The sequence below is a fragment of the Streptomyces sp. NPDC048516 genome (assembly GCF_043199875.1).
Taxonomy (GTDB): domain Bacteria; phylum Actinomycetota; class Actinomycetes; order Streptomycetales; family Streptomycetaceae; genus Streptomyces.
In genome coordinates this window covers 12,411-30,386 of the sequence record NZ_JBICWS010000013.1, presented here as the reverse complement: position 1 = coordinate 30,386, position 17,976 = coordinate 12,411, and the positions used below count along the sequence as shown (strand labels likewise).

17 protein-coding genes and 3 pseudogenes are annotated in these 17,976 nt (G+C 69.3%); 7 read left to right on the top strand and 13 right to left on the bottom strand.

What is annotated here, in order from left to right; all coding sequences use genetic code 11:
- Positions 1–243: 243 nt before the first annotated feature.
- From ACGFR7_RS24585 to ACGFR7_RS24575, 3 genes are read right to left on the bottom strand one after another with little or no spacing between them, the layout of a single operon-like run.
- Positions 244–948, bottom strand: a complete 705-nt coding sequence (locus ACGFR7_RS24585; protein WP_393323089.1) for a lactate utilization protein C — start codon at positions 946–948, stop codon at positions 244–246.
- Positions 945–2,525: a lactate utilization protein B gene (locus tag ACGFR7_RS24580; protein WP_393323086.1), complete on the bottom strand. Its 1,581-nt coding sequence runs from the start codon at positions 2,523–2,525 to the stop codon at positions 945–947. Before ACGFR7_RS24580 ends, ACGFR7_RS24585 begins: the two co-directional genes overlap by 4 nt.
- Positions 2,522–3,274, bottom strand: a complete 753-nt coding sequence (locus ACGFR7_RS24575) for a (Fe-S)-binding protein (protein WP_393323084.1) — start codon at positions 3,272–3,274, stop codon at positions 2,522–2,524. Before ACGFR7_RS24575 ends, ACGFR7_RS24580 begins: the two co-directional genes overlap by 4 nt.
- A gap of 133 nt (positions 3,275–3,407) precedes the next feature.
- Between ACGFR7_RS24575 and ACGFR7_RS24570 the strand changes: the two genes are divergently transcribed.
- A complete protein-coding gene (locus tag ACGFR7_RS24570; protein WP_393323527.1) occupies positions 3,408–4,712 on the top strand; it encodes an MFS transporter in 1,305 nt (434 codons plus the stop codon).
- Positions 4,713–5,332: 620 nt separating this feature from the next.
- Here ACGFR7_RS24570 and ACGFR7_RS24565 read toward each other — a convergent pair.
- From ACGFR7_RS24565 to ACGFR7_RS24545, 5 genes are all read right to left on the bottom strand, one after another.
- Entirely contained in the window at positions 5,333–6,676 is a 1,344-nt protein-coding gene (locus tag ACGFR7_RS24565) for an NAD(P)-binding domain-containing protein (RefSeq protein ID WP_393323081.1), read from the bottom strand.
- Positions 6,677–6,860: 184 nt separating this feature from the next.
- On the bottom strand, positions 6,861–8,066 hold the full coding sequence (locus tag ACGFR7_RS24560; RefSeq protein ID WP_393323078.1) for an LLM class flavin-dependent oxidoreductase: 1,206 nt from the start codon (positions 8,064–8,066) through the stop codon (positions 6,861–6,863).
- 1 nt (position 8,067) lies between these two features.
- A complete protein-coding gene (locus tag ACGFR7_RS24555; protein WP_393323076.1) occupies positions 8,068–9,117 on the bottom strand; it encodes an ABC transporter substrate-binding protein in 1,050 nt (349 codons plus the stop codon).
- A 233-nt stretch (positions 9,118–9,350) separates the two neighbouring features.
- Entirely contained in the window at positions 9,351–10,313 is a 963-nt protein-coding gene (locus tag ACGFR7_RS24550; RefSeq protein WP_393323073.1) for an ABC transporter ATP-binding protein, read from the bottom strand.
- The gene (locus ACGFR7_RS24545; protein WP_393323071.1) at positions 10,286–11,209 is read right to left on the bottom strand and encodes an ABC transporter permease; all 924 of its coding nucleotides are present in this window, start codon (positions 11,207–11,209) and stop codon (positions 10,286–10,288) included. Before ACGFR7_RS24545 ends, ACGFR7_RS24550 begins: the two co-directional genes overlap by 28 nt.
- A 670-nt stretch (positions 11,210–11,879) precedes the next feature.
- Here ACGFR7_RS24545 and ACGFR7_RS24540 point away from each other — a divergent pair.
- Positions 11,880–12,302 (top strand): secondary thiamine-phosphate synthase enzyme YjbQ, encoded by a 423-nt coding sequence (locus ACGFR7_RS24540; RefSeq protein ID WP_393323069.1) that lies wholly within the window; start codon positions 11,880–11,882, stop codon positions 12,300–12,302.
- A 30-nt stretch (positions 12,303–12,332) separates the two neighbouring features.
- Here the strand turns inward: ACGFR7_RS24540 and ACGFR7_RS24535 are convergent, their stop codons facing one another.
- The 4 genes from ACGFR7_RS24535 to ACGFR7_RS24520 form a co-directional block, all read right to left on the bottom strand.
- Positions 12,333–12,545, bottom strand: a complete 213-nt coding sequence (locus tag ACGFR7_RS24535) for a transposase (RefSeq protein ID WP_393323525.1) — start codon at positions 12,543–12,545, stop codon at positions 12,333–12,335.
- Between the two features lie 206 nt (positions 12,546–12,751).
- On the bottom strand, positions 12,752–13,714 hold the full coding sequence (locus ACGFR7_RS24530) for an alpha/beta hydrolase (protein ID WP_393323066.1): 963 nt from the start codon (positions 13,712–13,714) through the stop codon (positions 12,752–12,754).
- Positions 13,715–13,995: 281 nt separating this feature from the next.
- Positions 13,996–14,157 (bottom strand): hypothetical protein, encoded by a 162-nt coding sequence (locus ACGFR7_RS24525; protein WP_393323064.1) that lies wholly within the window; start codon positions 14,155–14,157, stop codon positions 13,996–13,998.
- A gap of 199 nt (positions 14,158–14,356) precedes the next feature.
- Entirely contained in the window at positions 14,357–14,491 is a 135-nt protein-coding gene (locus tag ACGFR7_RS24520; protein WP_393323061.1) for an SDR family oxidoreductase, read from the bottom strand.
- A 313-nt stretch (positions 14,492–14,804) separates the two neighbouring features.
- Between ACGFR7_RS24520 and ACGFR7_RS24515 the strand changes: the two are divergent.
- From ACGFR7_RS24515 to ACGFR7_RS24495, 5 genes and pseudogenes are all read left to right on the top strand, one after another.
- Positions 14,805–14,996, top strand: a pseudogene (locus ACGFR7_RS24515) (IS1380 family transposase); the annotation flags it as partial.
- A gap of 62 nt (positions 14,997–15,058) precedes the next feature.
- Complete coding sequence (locus tag ACGFR7_RS24510) at positions 15,059–15,790, top strand: SDR family oxidoreductase (protein ID WP_393323058.1); 732 nt, start codon at positions 15,059–15,061, stop codon at positions 15,788–15,790.
- Between the two features lie 30 nt (positions 15,791–15,820).
- The gene (locus ACGFR7_RS24505) at positions 15,821–16,267 is read left to right on the top strand and encodes a cupin domain-containing protein (protein WP_393323055.1); all 447 of its coding nucleotides are present in this window, start codon (positions 15,821–15,823) and stop codon (positions 16,265–16,267) included.
- 285 nt (positions 16,268–16,552) lie between these two features.
- Positions 16,553–17,047, top strand: a complete 495-nt coding sequence (locus ACGFR7_RS24500; RefSeq protein WP_393323052.1) for a DinB family protein — start codon at positions 16,553–16,555, stop codon at positions 17,045–17,047.
- 87 nt (positions 17,048–17,134) lie between these two features.
- A pseudogene (locus tag ACGFR7_RS24495) lies at positions 17,135–17,715 on the top strand (transposase); the annotation flags it as partial.
- Between the two features lie 73 nt (positions 17,716–17,788).
- On the opposite strand, the pseudogene ACGFR7_RS24490 reads toward ACGFR7_RS24495, so the two are convergent.
- A pseudogene (locus ACGFR7_RS24490) lies at positions 17,789–17,961 on the bottom strand (transposase); the annotation flags it as partial.
- Positions 17,962–17,976 lie beyond the last annotated feature (15 nt).

Genomic DNA, 17,976 nt, shown 5'->3' with positions numbered 1-17,976 from the left:
GCGGTCCGCGCCGGAACGCCGTGAGGGCGGACGGCCGTCCGCGCCGGAACGCCGTGAGGGTGAACGGCCGACCGTGCCGGAACGCCGTGGTGGGAAGCCCTGCCGCAGCACCATCTGCTCCCTCCTCCCCCGGGCGCGCACCCCGCACAGCGTGTGCGAAGGGCATCCCGATCAGTGTAGGAATCCCCACTGACAACGGGGTCGCACACCTGTGGCAGCCCTCCGCGGCCAAGGTCCTTCCGCTCAGCCCGCTCCCTGTGCCGCCGCCAGCAGAATCACCTCCAGCGTCCGCGGCCCGTGCACCCCCTCCACCCGGTCGAGTTCGATGTCACTGGTCGCCGACGGGCCGGAGATCCAGGTCAGCGGGCGGTCCGGCGCCACCCGCGGCAGCGCCTCCGGCACCGAGCCGACCACCTGGTCAGGGACCCGGACGACACAGAGGTGGTGGTCCGGCACCAGTGTGATCCGGCGTCTGCCCTGGTCGGGGCCCGCATCGAGGATCAGGGTGCCGGTCTCCGCGATGGCCACCGCACAGCCGGTCAGCACGCTGTCCACGAGGTCGAGTTCACGGGCCGTGCTCGCGGCGCGGTCCTCGACGAGGGTGACGTCGGTGCCGGCCGTCCAGGAGACGTCCAGGCCCGGCGGCACCAGCACCGACCGCGCCCCGCGCTCCGCCAGCAGCCGGCCGATCAGCCCGGGCAGCCCCTCGGCATCGGTGCGGTGCACGATCGCCCGGTAGTCCGCGAGATTCTCCGCGAGCAGATCCACGGTCTGCGCCTGCGTCCGGGAACCGTGCACCCGGTGATAGTCCCGTACCACCGGCGGCCCGCCCGGGCCTTCGCCGCCCGGGCCCCCGCCGCTCGGACCGTTGCCGCCCGGGCCCCCGCCGGCCGGCACATCGGCCAGCGCCTGCCGCACCCGCGCCAACACCACGTCCCGGCTGCTCACTTGACGTCTCCTCGCTGCTCTGACGACGTCCCTGGCTCTGACGACGTACCGGGCTCCGGCGACGTACCGGGCTCCGCCCACGTACCGCGCCCCGAAGACATACCGCGCCCCGAGGACGTTCCGCGGGTGCGCTGCCACCAGTCACGGAAGGACTCGGCGGGCACCTCGGGCAGATCGCGCGTCTGCGACCAGGCGCGGCCCGGCCCCGGCAGCCGCCGTGGATGCAGCCGGCGGGTGCGAGCCGCCAGCCGCATCCCGGTGCGCAGCGCGCCCGGGTGATCGAAGGCCCAGCCCGCCGCGCGCATCGCGGCCCGCTCCGCGGCATGCCCCTTGGCCGGTTGGAGGACGGTGCGCGTCCCGCCCAGGGTGACCGGCCCGCCCTGCACGACCCGCTCCCGCAGATGCACCAGCACCTCGGGGATGTCGATGGCCACCGGACACACGTCGTAGCAGGCCCCGCACAGCGACGAGGCATACGGCAGCGACGCCTCCAAGGGGCCAACCAGGCCGCGCAGTTGAGGCGTGAGGATGGCGCCGATCGGACCGGGGTAGGGCGAGCCGTACGCATGCCCGCCGGCCCGCTCGTACACCGGGCAGACGTTCAGACACGCCGAGCAGCGGATGCAGCGCAGCGCCTGCCGCCCGACGGTGTCGGCGAGGGTGTCGGTGCGCCCGTTGTCGAGCAGCACCAGATGGAAGGTCTGCGGCCCGTCGCCGTCCGTGGTGCCCGTCCAGGTGGAGGTGTACGGATTCATCCGCTCGGCGGTGGAGGAGCGGGGCAGCAGCTGCAGAAAGATCTCCAGGTCCTGCCAGTCGGGCACCACCTTCTCGATGCCGACGACCGAGATCAGCGTCTCGGGGAGGGTCAGACACATCCGGCCATTGCCCTCGGACTCCACGACGACCAGGGTGCCGGTCTCCGCGACCATGAAGTTGGCCCCCGAGATCCCGACCTTCGCGGACAGAAACTTCTCCCGCAGATGCAGCCGGGCCGCCTCGGCGAGCTCGGCGGGGGAGTCGGCCAGCCCTTCGGGTGCCGGGCGGCCCCAAGAGGCCATCTCACGGCGGAAGATGTCGCGGATCTCGGAGCGGTTGCGGTGGATTGCCGGGACCAGGATGTGCGACGGCAGATCGTGGCCGAGCTGCACGATCAGCTCGGCCAGATCCGTCTCGTACGCGCGGATACCCGCCTCGGCCAGGGCCTCGTTGAGCCCGATCTCCTGCGTCGCCATCGACTTGACCTTGACGACTTCCGTCTCGCCGGTCTCCCGCACCAGCCGGGTGACGATCCGGTTGGCCTCGTCGGCGTCGAGGGCCCAGTGGACCTGCCCGCCCGCGGCGGTGACGGCGGTCTCCAACTGCTCCAGACAGTGGTCGAGGTGGCGCAGCGTACGGTCCTTCACCGCGGCCCCCGCGGCCCGCAGCTCGGCCCAGTCGTCCAGCTCCGCAACGGCCTTGGCCCGCTTGGCGCGGATGGTGTGCGTGGCATGGGTGAGGTTGGCGCGCAGCCGGGTGTCGCGGGTGGCGGTGGCAGCGGCACGGGGGAAGGCAGGCATGCCCAGGTAGGTGCCGCTCACCGCACGTTCCCTTCCGTACTGGCCAGGATCTCGGCGATATGGACCGGGCGGACCGGCGCGCCCCGGCGGCTGAGGGTGCCGCCGATGTGCAGCAGACAGGAGTTGTCGACCGTGCAGACCGCCTCGGCACCGGTGGAGAGGATGTGGCGGACCTTGTCGGCGCCCATCGCCGCCGAGACCGCCGGGTTCTTCACCGCGAAGGTGCCGCCGAACCCACAGCACTCCTCGGCGCCCGGCAGCTCCCGCAGCTCCAGTCCCTCGACGTGCTCCAGCAACCGCCGGGGCCGGTCGCCCAGCCCCAGCAACCGCAGGCCGTGACAGGTGGGGTGGTAGGTGACGGTGTGCGGGAAATAGGCGCCGACGTCCTCCACCTTCAGGACATCCACCAGAAACTCGGTCAGCTCGTACATCTTGGGCACCGCGACCGCCGCCGCGTCGACGAGTCCCCGGCCGCGTCCTTCGGCGGCCGCCTTCGCCCCGATCCGCGGGTAGTTGTCCCGCACCATCGCCGCGCAGGAACCGGACGGGGTGACCACATACTCGTAGTCCTTGAACGCCCGGTCGAAGCGGCGCATCAGCGGTTCGGTCGCATGCCGGTATCCGGTGTTGAACTGCGGCTGGCCACAGCAGCTCTGCTCGGCCGGGAAGCCGACCTCCACCCCCAGCCGTTCCAGCAGCGCCACCACCGCCTGGCCCGTCCGCGGATGGAGCATGTCGTTGATACAGGTGACGAACAGTGCTACGCGCACGTTGCGCTCTCCTTTCGGCTGCCTTTCGGCTGCCACAGCCTCTGGCGGCCACCCGCTTCCGCGGTACATGATCACCTGGCGGCTCATCCTGCCCCAGCAGCAGGCCAACGAGAAGAACCAGGAGCGGAGCACCATGTCGAGTGCCGAGCACATAGCCAAGGATCAGGCGCCGAACGGTGCCCGCCCGCCGTCACGGCTGCGGCAGCTGGCCGCCGCCTCCGTCGGCAACGCCGTCGAGTGGTACGACTGGTACGCCTACTCCTTCCTCGCGGTCTACTTCGCGGGGCAGGTCTTCCCCGAGGGCGCCGGTAATTCGCTGGTGCCGCTGCTCTCCACCTTCGCCGTCTTCGCGGTCGGCTTCTTCATGCGCCCGATCGGAGGTCTGCTGATGGGCGCGATCGCCGACCGCCGCGGGCGGCGGACCGCACTGACGCTGACCATCCTGCTGATGGGCGGCGGCAGCCTGCTGGTCGCGCTCACCCCCACCTATGGAGCCACCGGTCTGCTGGCGCCCTTCGTCCTGGTCATCGCCCGTCTGGTGCAGGGCCTGTCGGTGGGCGGTGAGTTCGCGGCCTCCACGACCTTCCTCGTCGAATCGGCGGGACCGGGCAGGCGCGGCCTGTTCTCCAGCTTCCAGTACGTGTCCACGACCCTCGGCCAACTGCTGGCCTCCGGGACCGCGGCGCTGCTCGTGGCGCTGCTCAGCGAGCGCCAGATGGGGCAGTGGGGCTGGCGGGTCGCGTTCCTCATCGGGGCGCTGCTGAGCCTGCTGGGGCTGTGGATCCGGCGTGGCGCCCAGGAGACACGGAGCGTCGAACAGCAGGCGGCCGACCGGCCCGGCCTCTTCGAGGCGCTGCGCCGCTACCCCCGCCAGTCCCTGCGCATCTGCGGTATCACGGTGGGCGGCACCATCGCCTACTACACCTGGACGACCTACCTGCCCACCTATGCGCAGGTCAACGCGGGTTTTGACAAGGGTGATGCACTCACCGTCGGCACTCTCTCGCTCGCCTTCTTCGCCTTGCTCCAGCCGCTCGGCGGCATGCTCTCCGACCGCATCGGCCGCAAACCGCTGCTGCTCGGCTTCTCGCTGGGCTTCGCCGTCCTCGCGGTACCTCTGCTGCACCTGGTCACCGACGCCTTCTTCTCGCTGCTGCTGGTGCAGTGCGCGGGCATGGTGCTGCTCACCGGCTACACCGCGGTGGCCGCGGCCGTGAACGCCGAGGTGTTCCCCGCGCGGGTGCGTGCCGCCGGTATCGGCTTCCCGTACTCGCTCACCGTGGCCCTCTTCGGCGGCACGGCCCCCTACGTCGGCACCTGGTTCAAGCAGGCCGGCCACGCCGACCTCTTTCCCTGGTACGTGGCCGCGCTCTGCCTCGTCTCGTTCCTGGTCTATCTGACGCTTCCGGAGACCTCCCGGCAGAAGCTGGACAAGTAGGCCCGGAGGGGGCGGGGCGGGGCGCGGCCGCAAGGACGGAACGGGCGCGGGACAGGCACGCGGGAAAGGCACGCGGGCACGGGGAACGTGCGGGAAGGGGCAAGGCGGGAACGGGAACGCGGAAAAGCGCCGCCCCTCCCGGGACAGGGAAGGGCGGCGCCTTGGGGATGAGGTCTGTCAGACGAGCCAGCCCACGAGGTGGAGGACGTGGGCCAAGAGAGCGGTGAGGATGTCCATCGGGATCTTCTCCTTGAAGTTGTGGGACTCAACTCTCCGGCCCAGCAAGGGGTTCGGGCCGGACGCGTGGTAACGGTCTGCAGCCCGCCGCTCGCGCCCCGTCATCTTCGCCCGTTGCTATGAGTCAAGCGAAGCCCTTCCCTTTTCGATCCTGTGTACCGTCGAACAGGTGCTCAAGGGGCCGTCCGTTCGCCTGAAGGTGTGCGGGGAGAGGCTCACGGGGAGGGCGATTGTGGGTGTTTTGCCCATGGACGCTCCGGCGGTTCCCGGGCTTCGCTCGCACTCGGGTCACACTCCGGCGATGCTTCAGCCGTGCTCCGGCCATGCTTCGGCCGTGGCTCCGGGCCCGGGCCTGCCGGTCCCGTCGCGCAAGCGGCCTCGCCCTATGAGGCGAGGTCGCCGGCCACCCCTACCTCCGCATGGACCGGTCGTGGTCCTGGTCGTGGTCCTGGTCGTGGTCGTGGTCGAGGGGGAGGTGAAGGAGGAGTGGCGAGCAGCCGACGGATGTCGCTGACCGCGGCACGTCCCGCACGGTTGGCGCCGATGGTGCTCGCCGACGGCCCGTAACCGACGAGATGGATCCGCGGATCGCGCCGTGTGCGGGTGCCGTCCATCCGGATGCCGCCGCCCGGTTCGCGCAGGTGCAGCGGGGCGAGATGGTCGATGGCGGCACGAAAGCCCGTGGCATAAAGGATCACATCGGCCTCGACGGTGCGTCCGTCGTGCCAGCGCACGCCCGTGGGCGTGAGGCGCTCGAAGAGCGGCAGCCGCTCCAGTACGCCGCTCTCCCGGGCCTGCCGGATGGCCTCGGTCATCGGCAGCCCGGTCACGCTCACCACGCTCCGCGGCGGCAGCCCCTGCCTGACCCGCTCCTCCACCAGGGCGACCGCGGCCCGGCCCTGCTCCGCACCGAACGGCCCCTCGCGGAACACCGGCGGCCGGCGGGTCACCCAGGTCGTGGCGGCCGCGACCGGCGCGATCTCCATCAGCTGCTGTACGGCAGAGGTCCCGCCGCCCACGACCACAACCCGCAAGCCACGGAAGCTCTCCGGCCCGTTGTACGAAGAGCTGTGCAGCTGACGGCCGCCGAATGCCTCCTGGCCGGGGAACCTCGGCCAGAACGGCCGGTCCCAGGTCCCGGTCGCATTGATCAGCGCCCGCGCCGCATAGTCCCCCTCCGACGTTTCGACCAGCAGCCGCCTTCCCTCAATGGCCCCCATGGCCCCCATGGCCCCCATGGCCCCCATGGCCCCGGAGGCCCCCACGGCCCCAGGGGCCTCCGTCCAGGAGCGGCCCCCACTGCCTTCGCGCACAGCCGTCACACTCACCGGCCGGTGCACCCGCAGCCCGAAGGTCTGCTCGTAACGGTCGAAGTGCGCGCCGATCACCTCGGACGAAGGGCGTTGTGGATCCGTGTCGGTCAGTTCCATGCCCGGCAGCGCATGCATACCGTGCACCTTTGCGTACGTCAGCGTGGGCCACCGGAACTGCCAGGCACCCCCGGGGCCCGGCGAGTGATCGAGCACCACGAAGTCCCGGCCCGGCGCAAAGCCGGCCCGTCGCAGGTGAAACGCGGCGGCCAACCCGGCCTGCCCGGCACCGATCACCACGACGTCGACTTTGGCCTGGGCCTGGGCCTGGGCCTGGGCTTGGGCCTTGGACTTGGCCGCGTCTCCGGCCTCGACCTCGGCCTCGGCCTCGACCCCACGCACCCCGGTGTAGTTCATGTTTCACCTAACGGGGTGAGGGGTGGTTGTCTTCCCGCGAGGCGCGGGCCGTTTCCCACCGCGGCCCACGGTTCACACCCCGCGGCTCACAACGGCCCATGGCCCGGCGGCTCACGACGGCCCGCGGCTCAACGACCACATGCCTCCCCGCCTCCCCGCCTCCCCGCCCCACCGGCACACCGACTCAGCGACCGCCCGCGATCAGCAGCGGCGCGCCGCCCGGTGCGGACGCCGGACGGCCATGGGCGGCCGGTACGCCCTCCAGGGGAGAGGGGCCCGCATCCAGCAGCCCGCGGGCGGCAAGCTGCGGCCGTACGCCCTCGCCGAACCAGTACGCCTCCTCCAGATGCGGATAGCCGGAGAGCACAAAGTGCTCGATGCCCAGGGAGTGGTACTCCTCGATCCGGTCGGCCACCTCGGCATGGTTGCCGACCAGGGCGGTGCCCGCACCGCCCCGCACCAGACCGACACCCGCCCACAGATTGGGCGAGATCTCCAGCTTGTCCCGCGAGCCGCCGTGCAGCGCCAGCATCCGCTGCTGTCCCACCGACTCGCTCTTTCCCAGCGCCTGTTGCGCGGCCGCGACCGTCGCCGGATCGAGGTCGTCGAGCAGCCGGTCGGCGGTTGCCCAGGCCTCCTTGGAGGAGTCCCGGGAGATCGTGTGCAGCCGGATGCCGAACCGGACCGTACGTCCTTCCTTCTCCGCCAGTCCGCGAATCCAGTCGATCTTCTGCTTGACTTCCTCGGGCGGCTCTCCCCAGGTGAGGTACACATCCGCATTCCGGGCCGCGACCGGCCCGGCGGCAGCGGACGAGCCGCCGAAGAAGATCTGCGGCAGCGGATCCGGCGGCAGCGCCGTCAGACCGCCCTCGACCTGATAGTGCTCGCCCTTGAAGTCGAACGGCGCGCCGCCCCACACCCCGCGTACGAGCTGCAGGAACTCATGCGTACGGGCGTACCGCCGGTCATGGCCGAGATGATCGCCGAACCGCTTCTGCTCGGTCGAATCGCCCCCGGTCACCACATTCAGCAACAGCCGCCCGCGTGAGATCCGTTGATAGGTGGCGGCCATCTGCGCCGCCAGCACCGGTGAGATCACCCCCGGACGGAACGCCACCAGGAACTTCAGCCGCTCGGTGACCTGGGTGAGCGCCACCGTCGTCAGCCAGGCGTCCTCGCACCATGTGCCCGTCGGCGTGAGCACCGCCTCGAACCCCAACTGCTCGGCGGCCTTGGCGATCTGCGCCAGATATTCGATGTCAGGGGCCCGTACCCCGCTGACCGGGGTGATGCGGTCACGCCGGATGCCGCCGTCGGTGTAGGCATGCCGGTCGACGAGGGTCCGCCCGTCGCCGCCGGTCGGCAAGAACCAATGCAGGTGTACAGACATCTCACTGAGCCTTTCCGTAGGTACGCGGCGCCGTGCCCGAAGGCGGCAGGTCACCGTTGAAACGGGGATCGACGAAGTCCCCGAAGCGGAATGAGCGGGGGATCAGCTTCACCGCCGCGAACGAGTCGACGATCTGCTGCTCGGAGGCGATGGCGGCCTTGTCCACGGCGACCGCGACCGCCGTACCCCGGGTGCGCTTGACCGCGTCCAGCGCCACCTTGTCCGGCAGCCCGGTCTCCTTCGCCCAGGCCTTCGCCCAGACGCCGGGGTGCTTGAACACCCAGTTCTGCGCCCGACGCAACCGGTCCGTGTAGTCCTTCAGCGCCGCCGCCTTCTTCTTGTCGTCCAGGGCGGCCGGCGCGGCCACCTGGAAGCTCAGCCCGTTGACCACCCCTTGCCCGGTGGTCAGCACCCGGGCATCGGCCTGGTCCAGGGCCTGCGAGGTGTACGGGTCCCACACCGCCCAGGCATCCACCTTCCCCCGGGTGAACGCGGCGAGCGCATCGGCCGGCTGAAGGTAGTTGAGCGTGACGTCCTTCGAGGCCAGCCCGGCCTTCTTCAGCGAGGCAAGGAGCTGGTAGTGCGCGGAGCTGCCCTGGGCAACGGCAATGGACTTGCCCTTGAGCTGCGCCGGCCGCTTGAGGGGCGACCCCTTCTTCACCAGGATCGACTCACCGTCCGACCTGCTGTGCGTGCCGGCGATCACCTTGATCTTCGACTTTGCCGCCGCGGCGAACACCGGCGGGGTGTTCCCGACCGCACCGACATCCACCGCCCCCGCGTTGATCGCCTCCAGCAGCGGCGGCCCCGAGGTGAAGGTCGACCACTTGACCTTGTAAGGAAGGTGGTCCAACTCGCCGGCGGCCCGCAGCAGCGCCTCCGAACCACCCTTCTGATCACCGACGTTGAGGGTAAGCGACCCCTTTCCGTCGGTCCCGCTGCCGGTACCCCCACCGGACCCCTTGGCCCCCGATGCACCTCCGCAGGCGGCTAGGAGCAGGGTGAGCGGGAGCAGCAAGCCGGCGGCTGGGGCGATAGGTCGTGCTCTCATGGGGCGTCCGTTTCCTTCGGGGTGAGGTGGGGGTGGGCTGGGGTGGGCTGGAATGGATGAGGGGAGCGGGTGGTGCCAGGGGAGAGAGCAGGGCATCGTCATCGGGCTTCGGGTCGCGGGCATCGGGCGTCGGGCGTTGGCTGGACATCAGGCGTCGGGGGCCGGACGTCGGGTGAGGGTCGGTGACTGTGCGGCTATGACGGTGGTTGCCGGCCGTTGCCGCCGCGGCGGGGTCAGAAGGCAGCGGGGGAGACGTCAGCCGTATGGGAGCCGACGCCCTCCGGCCCGCCCCCGACATGGCCAGACCCTTCACCGCCCTCTGCGCCCTCTGCGCCCTCCGGGCCTTCCGCGCCTCTCGCACCGTCCCCGCCTCTCGCACCGTCCCCGCTGTCCGCACTGTCCCCGCTGTCCTCACCCTCCTCGCCGTCCTTGTCCTCCACGCCGAGGCGGTCGAGCAATCGGGCGCGCAACGCACGGAAGCGTGGATCGGAAAGGGTGCGCGGCCGCGGCAGATCCACCGTCGTCTCGTACGCGATCCGGCCGCCCTCCATCACCAGCGCCCGGTCCGCGAGCAACAGGGCCTCCTCCACGTCATGGGTCACCAGCAGCACCGCGCAACCGCGCTCCTGCCACAGCTCGGCCACCAGGCGCTGGGCCTTGATCCGGGTCAGTGCGTCGAGAGCACCGAACGGCTCGTCGAGGAGCAGCAGGTCCGGCTCCCGCACCAGCGCACGCGCGAGTGACGCACGCTGGGCCTCGCCGCCGGAAAGCGTCTTGGGCCAGGCGTCCGCCCGATGGCCGAGTCCGACCTCCTCCAACGCCCCTACGGCGACGCCGCGTTCCGGACGGTCCGGCAGCCCCAGCAGCACATTCCGCCAGACCCGCTTCCAAGGCATCAACCGCGGCGCCTGGAATGCCACGGCCTTACGGCGCGGCACCAGTACCTCGCCGTCGATTTCCTGGTCTAGCCCCGCCAGCACCCGCAGCAAGGTCGACTTACCGCAACCACTGCGCCCGAGCAGCGCCACGAACTCGCCCGGCTGAATGGACAGATCAAGACCGTCGATGACGGCCCGTCCGCCGAAAGACCGCACCAACCCGCCGACCCGTACGGCGGCGGAACCGGAGAGTCCGGCACGTGTGACCTGCCGTCCCCGCGCGGTAGCGGTCACTGACCCGTGAACGTCGGTCGCCATTGCAGCAGCAGCCTTTCGAAGGTACGGACGAGGAAGTCGGCGATGAGCCCGAGAAGCGCGTAGACCACGAGGCACACCACGATCACGTCGGTGCGGAAGAATTCCCTGGCCTGGTTCATCAGAAAGCCGAGGCCGTCGTCTGCGTTGACCTGCTCACCGAAGACCAGCGCGAGCCACGCGGTGGCCAGCGAGTAGCGCAGCCCGGTCATGACGCCAGGAAGCGCGCCGGGCAGTACGACATGCCGGATGAGGCCCCACCGACTCAGTCCGAGCGACTGCCCCGCCTCCACCAATTGGGCATCGACACCTCGGATTCCGGCATGAACATTCAGATACAGATGGAACGCCACGCCCAGCGAGATCAAGGCAATCTTGGGTGCCTCCCCGATGCCCAGCCAGATGATGAACAGCGGAATCACGCCCACCCAGGGAATGGAACGCAGCATCTGCACGGTCGCGTCGACCAGATCCTCACCGAGCCGCGAAAGCCCCGACACAAGCGCCAGCGCCACACCGGACACACCCCCCAACAACAGCCCGAATGCGACCCGTTGAAGGGAAACCAGCATCGCCGACGGCAGCGTTCCGTCCGAGACCAGGTCTCCGGCGGTCGCGGCGATGGTCCCGGGCGACGCCAAGATCTCGGCCTCCAGGGCACCGCTCGCGCTGAGCACCTGCCACAGCACCAGCAGCGCGACCGGCCCCATCGTCCGGCGCAGCCACCGTGGCACCGACCATCGGCGACCGGAAACCGGATCGACGCGCATCAACTCGGGCGCACCGGAGCCGATCCCGGAATGCAGCCCCGCCCCCACCTCCTTCGCCGGTGACGGCGCTGCTGCTTCAGCGGATATATCGGGCGGCGCATGGCGCGCTACGGCCTGATCGACAGTCATCAACACTCCACGAGGAGGGACAGAGGGAAGAAGGGAGAACGGAGAGGGAAAGGGAGTGGGAAAGGGAGTGGGAAAGGGAACTGGGTGGGAAGGAAAGAAGGCCACCGGCCCGGCCGCACGACGTCACAGCACCCAGCCGGCGGCAACAAAACCACGCCGAAACCACGACAGGAATCATCGCCGAAACCACCGCCGAAGCCATCGCGCACCAGACCGGCAGCCGACAACAGCGCAACCCTCTGCGACGATCACCCGAGAGGCCTCGAAAGGCGTTCAGACCACGCCAAGGCGAAAGTAGAATCAGAAAGCCTCAAAACGGCCGCGCACAGCCGCAGCGAGCCGAGCGTTGGCCGCAAAGCACCGCGAAAGCGAAACCTGGAAAGTCACCTCAGCAGAGCCCTCAGCGAAGACTTCAGCAAGGGCAACGCAGAGGCATCAACAACAGCCGCCGCGGTGACACGCGGCAGAGGCCACCCGCAGCAGGTCGATATGACCGCGCGTGATGAGCAGGGCTGATGTAGGCATGTCGTTGAACGTAGCGGTGCGCCGTGAGAGGGGTCAAACGTCATCTCGGCTCGTGGATCATTGTTGCCGGAGTATGGAGGCAGCATTGCGGAAGAGGCCCGGGGGGTTGCGGATCTGGGCAGGCCGTCCGTACCAGAATGAACGCATGAGCACCGCATTCACCACCCGCACCCTCGACGTCACCACAGGCTCGTCGGAGACCGTCGCCGATCTCACCGCCGACTGCGCCGCCTTCCTCCGAGAGTCGGCAAACGGCCGCGACGGCCTGCTGAATGTCTTCGTTCCGCACGCCACCGCCGGCATCGCCATCCTGGAAACCGGCGCAGGCAGCGACGAAGACCTCCTGGCAGCCCTGCACGACCTCCTCCCGGCCGACAACCGCTGGCGCCACCGCCACGGCACCCCCGGCCACGGCCGCGACCACGTCCTGCCCGCCCTCGTCCCACCCCACGCCACCCTCCCGGTCGTGGCGGGCAGGATGGCACTCGGTACCTGGCAGTCCGTCTGCTTGGTCGACACCAACGTCGACAATCCCAACCGCCAGGTGCGGCTGAGCTTCCTCGGCTGACCAAGATCGTCCTGGGGGCGGCCGTCGAGTTCACGGAGACGTCGCCGTCGATGTCACCGACGCGTCGGCCTCGGCCTCGGCCTGGACCCGCTGCAGCAGGAGTTCCCAAGTGCCGTCTGCCGACCAGCGGCGATGCCGTTCGTGCGCCGTCTTCCACTGCGCATAGAGTGTCGGCAGGTCACGCCACTGCACACCTGTCGTGGCGACAGCCAAGGGCCTCGTAGAAGGTCCGGCCCCCAGCATTGCCGGGCGAGCAGTGAACCACGAGCTGCCCCAGGCCCTGAGCACGTGCCACGGATTCCGCCGGCGCACGCACTTCCCTGGTGCCGCGTTGCTCAGGGGCGACCCACATCTCCTGCATCATGCAGCACTCGCGGTGGTCGGGCCGGCGATGACGTCACCACCTGCCTTCACCGACGCGCGCTGTCGACAACTATGACCCGCAACAGCTAGATGGTTCCGAGGGCGTCGCGCAGGAACGAGACGGCCTGATCGACGGCTGCTCGGGTGGCCTTGGACTGACTGAGCGAGTTGAGCATCATGAAGTCGTGCACCGTGCCGTCGTAGCGCACCGTGGTGACCGGAACGCCGGCGCCCCGCAGCTTTGCGGCGTAGGCCTCGCCCTCGTCGCGCAGCACGTCGGCCTCGTCCACGAGCAGCAGGGCGGGCGGCAGGCCGCTGAGCTGCTCGGCCGTGGCCTGATTGGGTGATGCGGTGATCTCCGCGCGCTGCTTCGGGTTCGTGGTGTAGGCGTCCCAGAACCACTCCATCAGCTTGCGGCTGAGGTAGTAGCCATCGGCGAACTCGTCGTAAGAGGCAGTGTCCATGGCCGCGTCCGTGACCGGGTAGTACATCGACTGCTGCACGAAGGTGACGTCACCGCGCTCCTTGGCCATGAGAGCCAGTGCAGCGCTCATGTTGCCGCCGACCGACTCGCCGGCCACCGCCATGCGCCGCGCGTCCAGGCCCTTTGACGCCCCCTCGCGCGTGATCCACTGCGCGGTGGCGTAGCCCTGCTCAATGGCCACGGGGTAGTGGGCCTCCGGTGATGGTGTGTACTCCACGAAGGCCACCGCTGTGCGGGCCCCGACCGACAGCTCCCGCACCAGACGGTCATGGGTGTCGGCGTTGCCCAGCACCCAGCCGCCACCGTGCATGTACAGCACGACGGGCAGCGTGCCGGTGGCGCCCTTCGGCTTGACGATGCGCACCCGCACGTTGCCCGCGGGGGCCGTTACGGTGATCCACTCCTCGTCGACCGGAAGCTTGTCGACCGGCGCAGCCTGCAGGTCGTCCAGGACCTTGCGCGCTTCGGTGGGCTTCAGCTCGTACAGGAACGGGTGGTGCGAAGTCGCGTCGGCAAGCTCCTGCGCTGGCGGCTCCAGGACGATGGAGGCGGATCGAGCAGTCATGACAATGCTCCCTGTCACTACCGAGAAGCCCATGGTGAAGAGGGCCAGGCGCGTGCTGCCCGCCCGGGGCCTCGGCGGCACCGCACGTCCGGATTCTGGCCGAGCCCCTGGTCAAGCCCTCGATGGGGCGATATGCCCATCGTAGTCGCGGCCCTTGGGATCCTCGACTGTGGACGCCGAGGCGGAGGAGGCGAGCAGCCGGCCCGCGAGGTACACGCCGGGGGAGACCTGCCGGCTGTGTGCCAGTTTCTCGAGGACGATGTCATTGAGGGCGGTCAGGTTCAGAGCCACCCCCAGCCCAGGACGACAGCACACTCGGGGGACAAGGGCGTTGTGCCGTGCGGCCAGGCGTGCTCCGCAGTGGAGAAGGTGCGGTCTCCTCCGAGCGTGATGATCAGGTCGGGGCTGCCGCCAGCGTCGACCTCCTCCCGCGCGTCCGCCATTGTTCGTCCTGACTCCGCACGTCGATGGCTATGTGGCCGACCTCCCGTCGTTCGCACCATCGTCGGACGGTGTCGGACAGTGTCGGACGGTGGCAGCTGCCGGGGCACGGGGACGAAACATCCTCTCCCTCCGGGGGGGGGTGGCCCCATCCCTGGCCGCAAAAGAACTGCTCACCGGGCCGGTTGGCTCGCGTTCATGTCAGGTGGTTTTGATCTGGCCTCCCTCGATGACGAGTTCGGCACCGGTGATGCTGCCGGCGCGCGGGGAGGCCAGGAACACAACGAGGTCAGCGACCTCCTGGGGTTCGGTGATGCGTCCGGTGGAGATGCCCATCTGCTGAGGTACGACCTGGTCAAGTGCCTCCTGTGCCGTGTACTCCGGAGGCAAAGGACCTCTGCGAGTTGCCCCTGCATGGAGAGGCAGGCGCCCCGGCCGTCAGGGAGTTCGTCGAGGCCGTGGACGTCACCCGGACGTGGGCAGACGCTCCCGTGTAGCCGCCTGCGGTGCGAAGAAGCGCTCCCGGCTTTGGTTCCTGGGTAGACGCGGCCTGGTGCCATGGTGGACCCATGAAGCTGACTCCGCTGCAGTTCTGCGGATGCCGCGGATGCCGCGGATGCCGCGGATGCCGCGGAGGCCAAGACCTCTCCGCAAGACCGGTCTGGATCAGGTAATCTCCGCAGCCCTGGCGCCGCGGTGCAAGACGCGTGCGGTCCACGACCCGGGCAAGGTCCTGCTGGTTGTGGCACCGGCGGTAGCACGCGGCGGGGACTGCCTGGCCGGCATCGGCCTGCTGCACGCAGCGCCACCGGGGCGCCCAGGAGCGCACGGTCCGCGTGCGCCGCGCACCGCCCCGTCGCAATCTGGACGTATGGCCTATTGATGGGCGACGAAAGGTGACCCATGAAGATCGCAGTCATCGGTGGTACCGGCCTGATCGGGTCGCGGGTCGTGAAAAGGCTGAACGCGGCCGGGCATGAGGCTGTGCCGCATTCACAGTCCACAGGTGTCGACGTGATCACAGGGGAAGGCCTGGCGGAGGCGGTGGCCGGCGCCGACGTTGTCGTCAACTTGACGAATTCGCCGACCTTCGACGACGCATCACCGGGGTTCTTCCAGACCTCGATGGACCACCTTCTGGCCGCTGCTCAGAAGGGCGGGGTGGGCCACGTCGTCATCCTCTCGATCGTCGGCGCGGACCGGGTGCCCGGTCTCGCTTACTACCGGGCCAAGGTCCTGCAGGAAGACATCCTCAAGGCCGGGCCGATCCCCTACTCGATCGTCCATGCCACCCAGTTCATGGAGTTCATGGACGCGGTCCTGTCCTGGACCACCGAGGGCGACACCGTCCGCCTGCCCACCACCCCGCTTCAGCTGATCGCCGCCCAGGACGTCTCCGACGCCGTCGCAGACGTCGCTGTCGGCGCCCCTTTGAACGGCACCCTCGACATCGCCGGGCCCGACGTCCTCCCCCTCGACGAACTCGGCCGGATCACCCTCAATACCCGTCCCGACGGCCGCACGGTCGTCACCGACGACACCGCCGGCATGTTCGCCGTCGTGCAGGGCGATGCTCTGATCGCCAAGGGTGACGCCCGTATCGCTCCCACCCACTACAGCGACTGGCTCTCCTGAACCAGCCGGCCCATCACTGGAGGCCTCACCATGTCGAACGATGAGCCGGTAGCGGAGAGCAACGGCAGTCAACTTCGCTCGGAAGCATGGAAGACGGCGCTCACCGTGCTGCAGTCGGTGAAACCGCCGTCCGTTCCGGAGGGGGCAGAGGCGATGACCGTCCTCATCGAGTTCCCTCCCGGCGACCCCGGCACCCCTCCGCACCGGCACTCGGGACCCGCTTTCGGCTACATGCTGGAGGGCGAGATGCTCTTCGAGCTCGAAGGCGAGCCCGAGCGGGTGATCAAGGCCGGGGAGACGTTCTGGGAGCCGGGCGGCGATGTCATCCACTACCAGGACGGGAACAACCGGACGGACTCCCGGAGCCGCTTTCTCGTCACCATGATGTGTGCGCAGGGCCAGCCCATGCTCACCCTGGTCGACGACGAAGAGCTGGCCCAGCGTCAACACCTGCGGGCTCCCCGCCCAGGCGCCTGATGTGCCACTGATGCCGCCGCTGGCGACTGCGGCCCGACTGCCACGGCCGGTCGCCGTTGGTCGGCCTCGCGCGGGCGCGCAGTCGACCCGGAGCGCCGCGGTCTTTGCTGGTGGTGAAGTTGTGCTCCACGCGTGGTGGCGGCATCGAAATTGGTGCGCAGGCCACCAGGCGGCCACGGTGCAAAAGCTGGATAGTTGACAACTAGCCAAGCCAGTGCCGTATCGCGCAGCGTTCGCCCTGTCATTCGCGGTGCGGGCGGTACGCGCGCCGCTAAGGTCACCTGCATGGCTGAGACTCAGCGCCGCCCGGTGCCCCGCAATGACGGTAGTGAACTGGATACCGCGATGGCTTTCCTGTCGTTCGCCAGGCAGTGCGTGGTGAAGAAGACCGACGGTCTGACGGAGGAGCAGCTACGCCGGGGCTTGGTGGAGTCGGGGACCACGCTGCTGGGCCTGGTCCATCATCTGACGCTGGCGGAGCGGTTCTGGTTCGGGTATCACGTGGCCGGTCGGGAGTCGGACAATCCCGGGGATGTCGGCATGCAGGTGCCGGCCGGTTGTAGTGCCGGGCAGGTGCTGGCCGATTACGACGCGGCGATCGCGGCCGGCGACGCCGCGATTCGTTCCGTCGGCGACCTGGGAGAGTCTGTCGCGATACCGGTCGAGGGCACGTTCCTCTCGGTGCGGTGGGTCGTTGCTCACATGACCAGCGAGACCGCCCGGCATGCCGGCCATGCCGATATCTTGCGGGAACAGATCGACGGGACGACCGGGCGCTAGTGCCGCATCACAGAGCCCTCGGCCCGTTGTGATGTGACACGACGGTGGACGTTGTCCCGTGCGATTCGGTGCCGCCAGGCTGTCCGGGTGGCAGAACGAGTACGCGTCCGTGAGATCGGTGACGACGAAGGCAGACGGTTGCTGCGGATCGTCCGCGGGGCAGCGGGGCAGCTGGGGGAGCGGGGCGGTGATGACCTGGTGACGGGCACAGATGGTGTAGCTGTCCGCCCAGAGTATGCCGGTGGTGAAGATCGCCGAGGTGACGTACGTTCAGCAGCCCGGACCGGGTCCGGGACATGATTCATCACTTCAATGCAGACGGATTCGACTCCCTGTATCCGAAGTACTCCGGCGGCCGGCCAAGGACGTTCACCCTGCCCGAGCGGCGTGAGATCAAGAAGATCGCCAAGTCCAGGCCGGCCGAGCACGGTCTGCCGTTCTCGACCTGGAGCCTGGTCAAGCTGGCCGACTTCCTGGTCGCCGAGAGGGTGATCGACGACATCAGCCACGAGGGCCTTCGGGTCCTGCTCCGCCAGGAGGGCGTGTCGTTTCAACGCATAAAGACCCGGAAGCCCTCCCGCGACCCCGACTACGCCGCCAAGAAGGCCCGCGTCGAACACCTCTATGCGATCGCCGACGGTGAGGTCATCCCCGAGGACGGGGAACCGAAGTCGTCTACAGGAGCTCGACGTCTCACCGCCAACCATGCACGAGCTCGTTAGTGGGCGGCAGCGGCCGTCGGAACCGCTCGGGCAGATCACGCCATGGCACCCCGGTCCGCACCCGGTCAAGGATCCCGTAAATCACCTGCCGATGATCTCGTCAACGCCCGCACCGCCTGTTGCTCACCGGCAGGTGCGGTCGGGGCCGTTCCACTCGGCATCCGTGAGATCGCCGCGTTCATGCCGCCCCATAGGGCCATGCCCTCC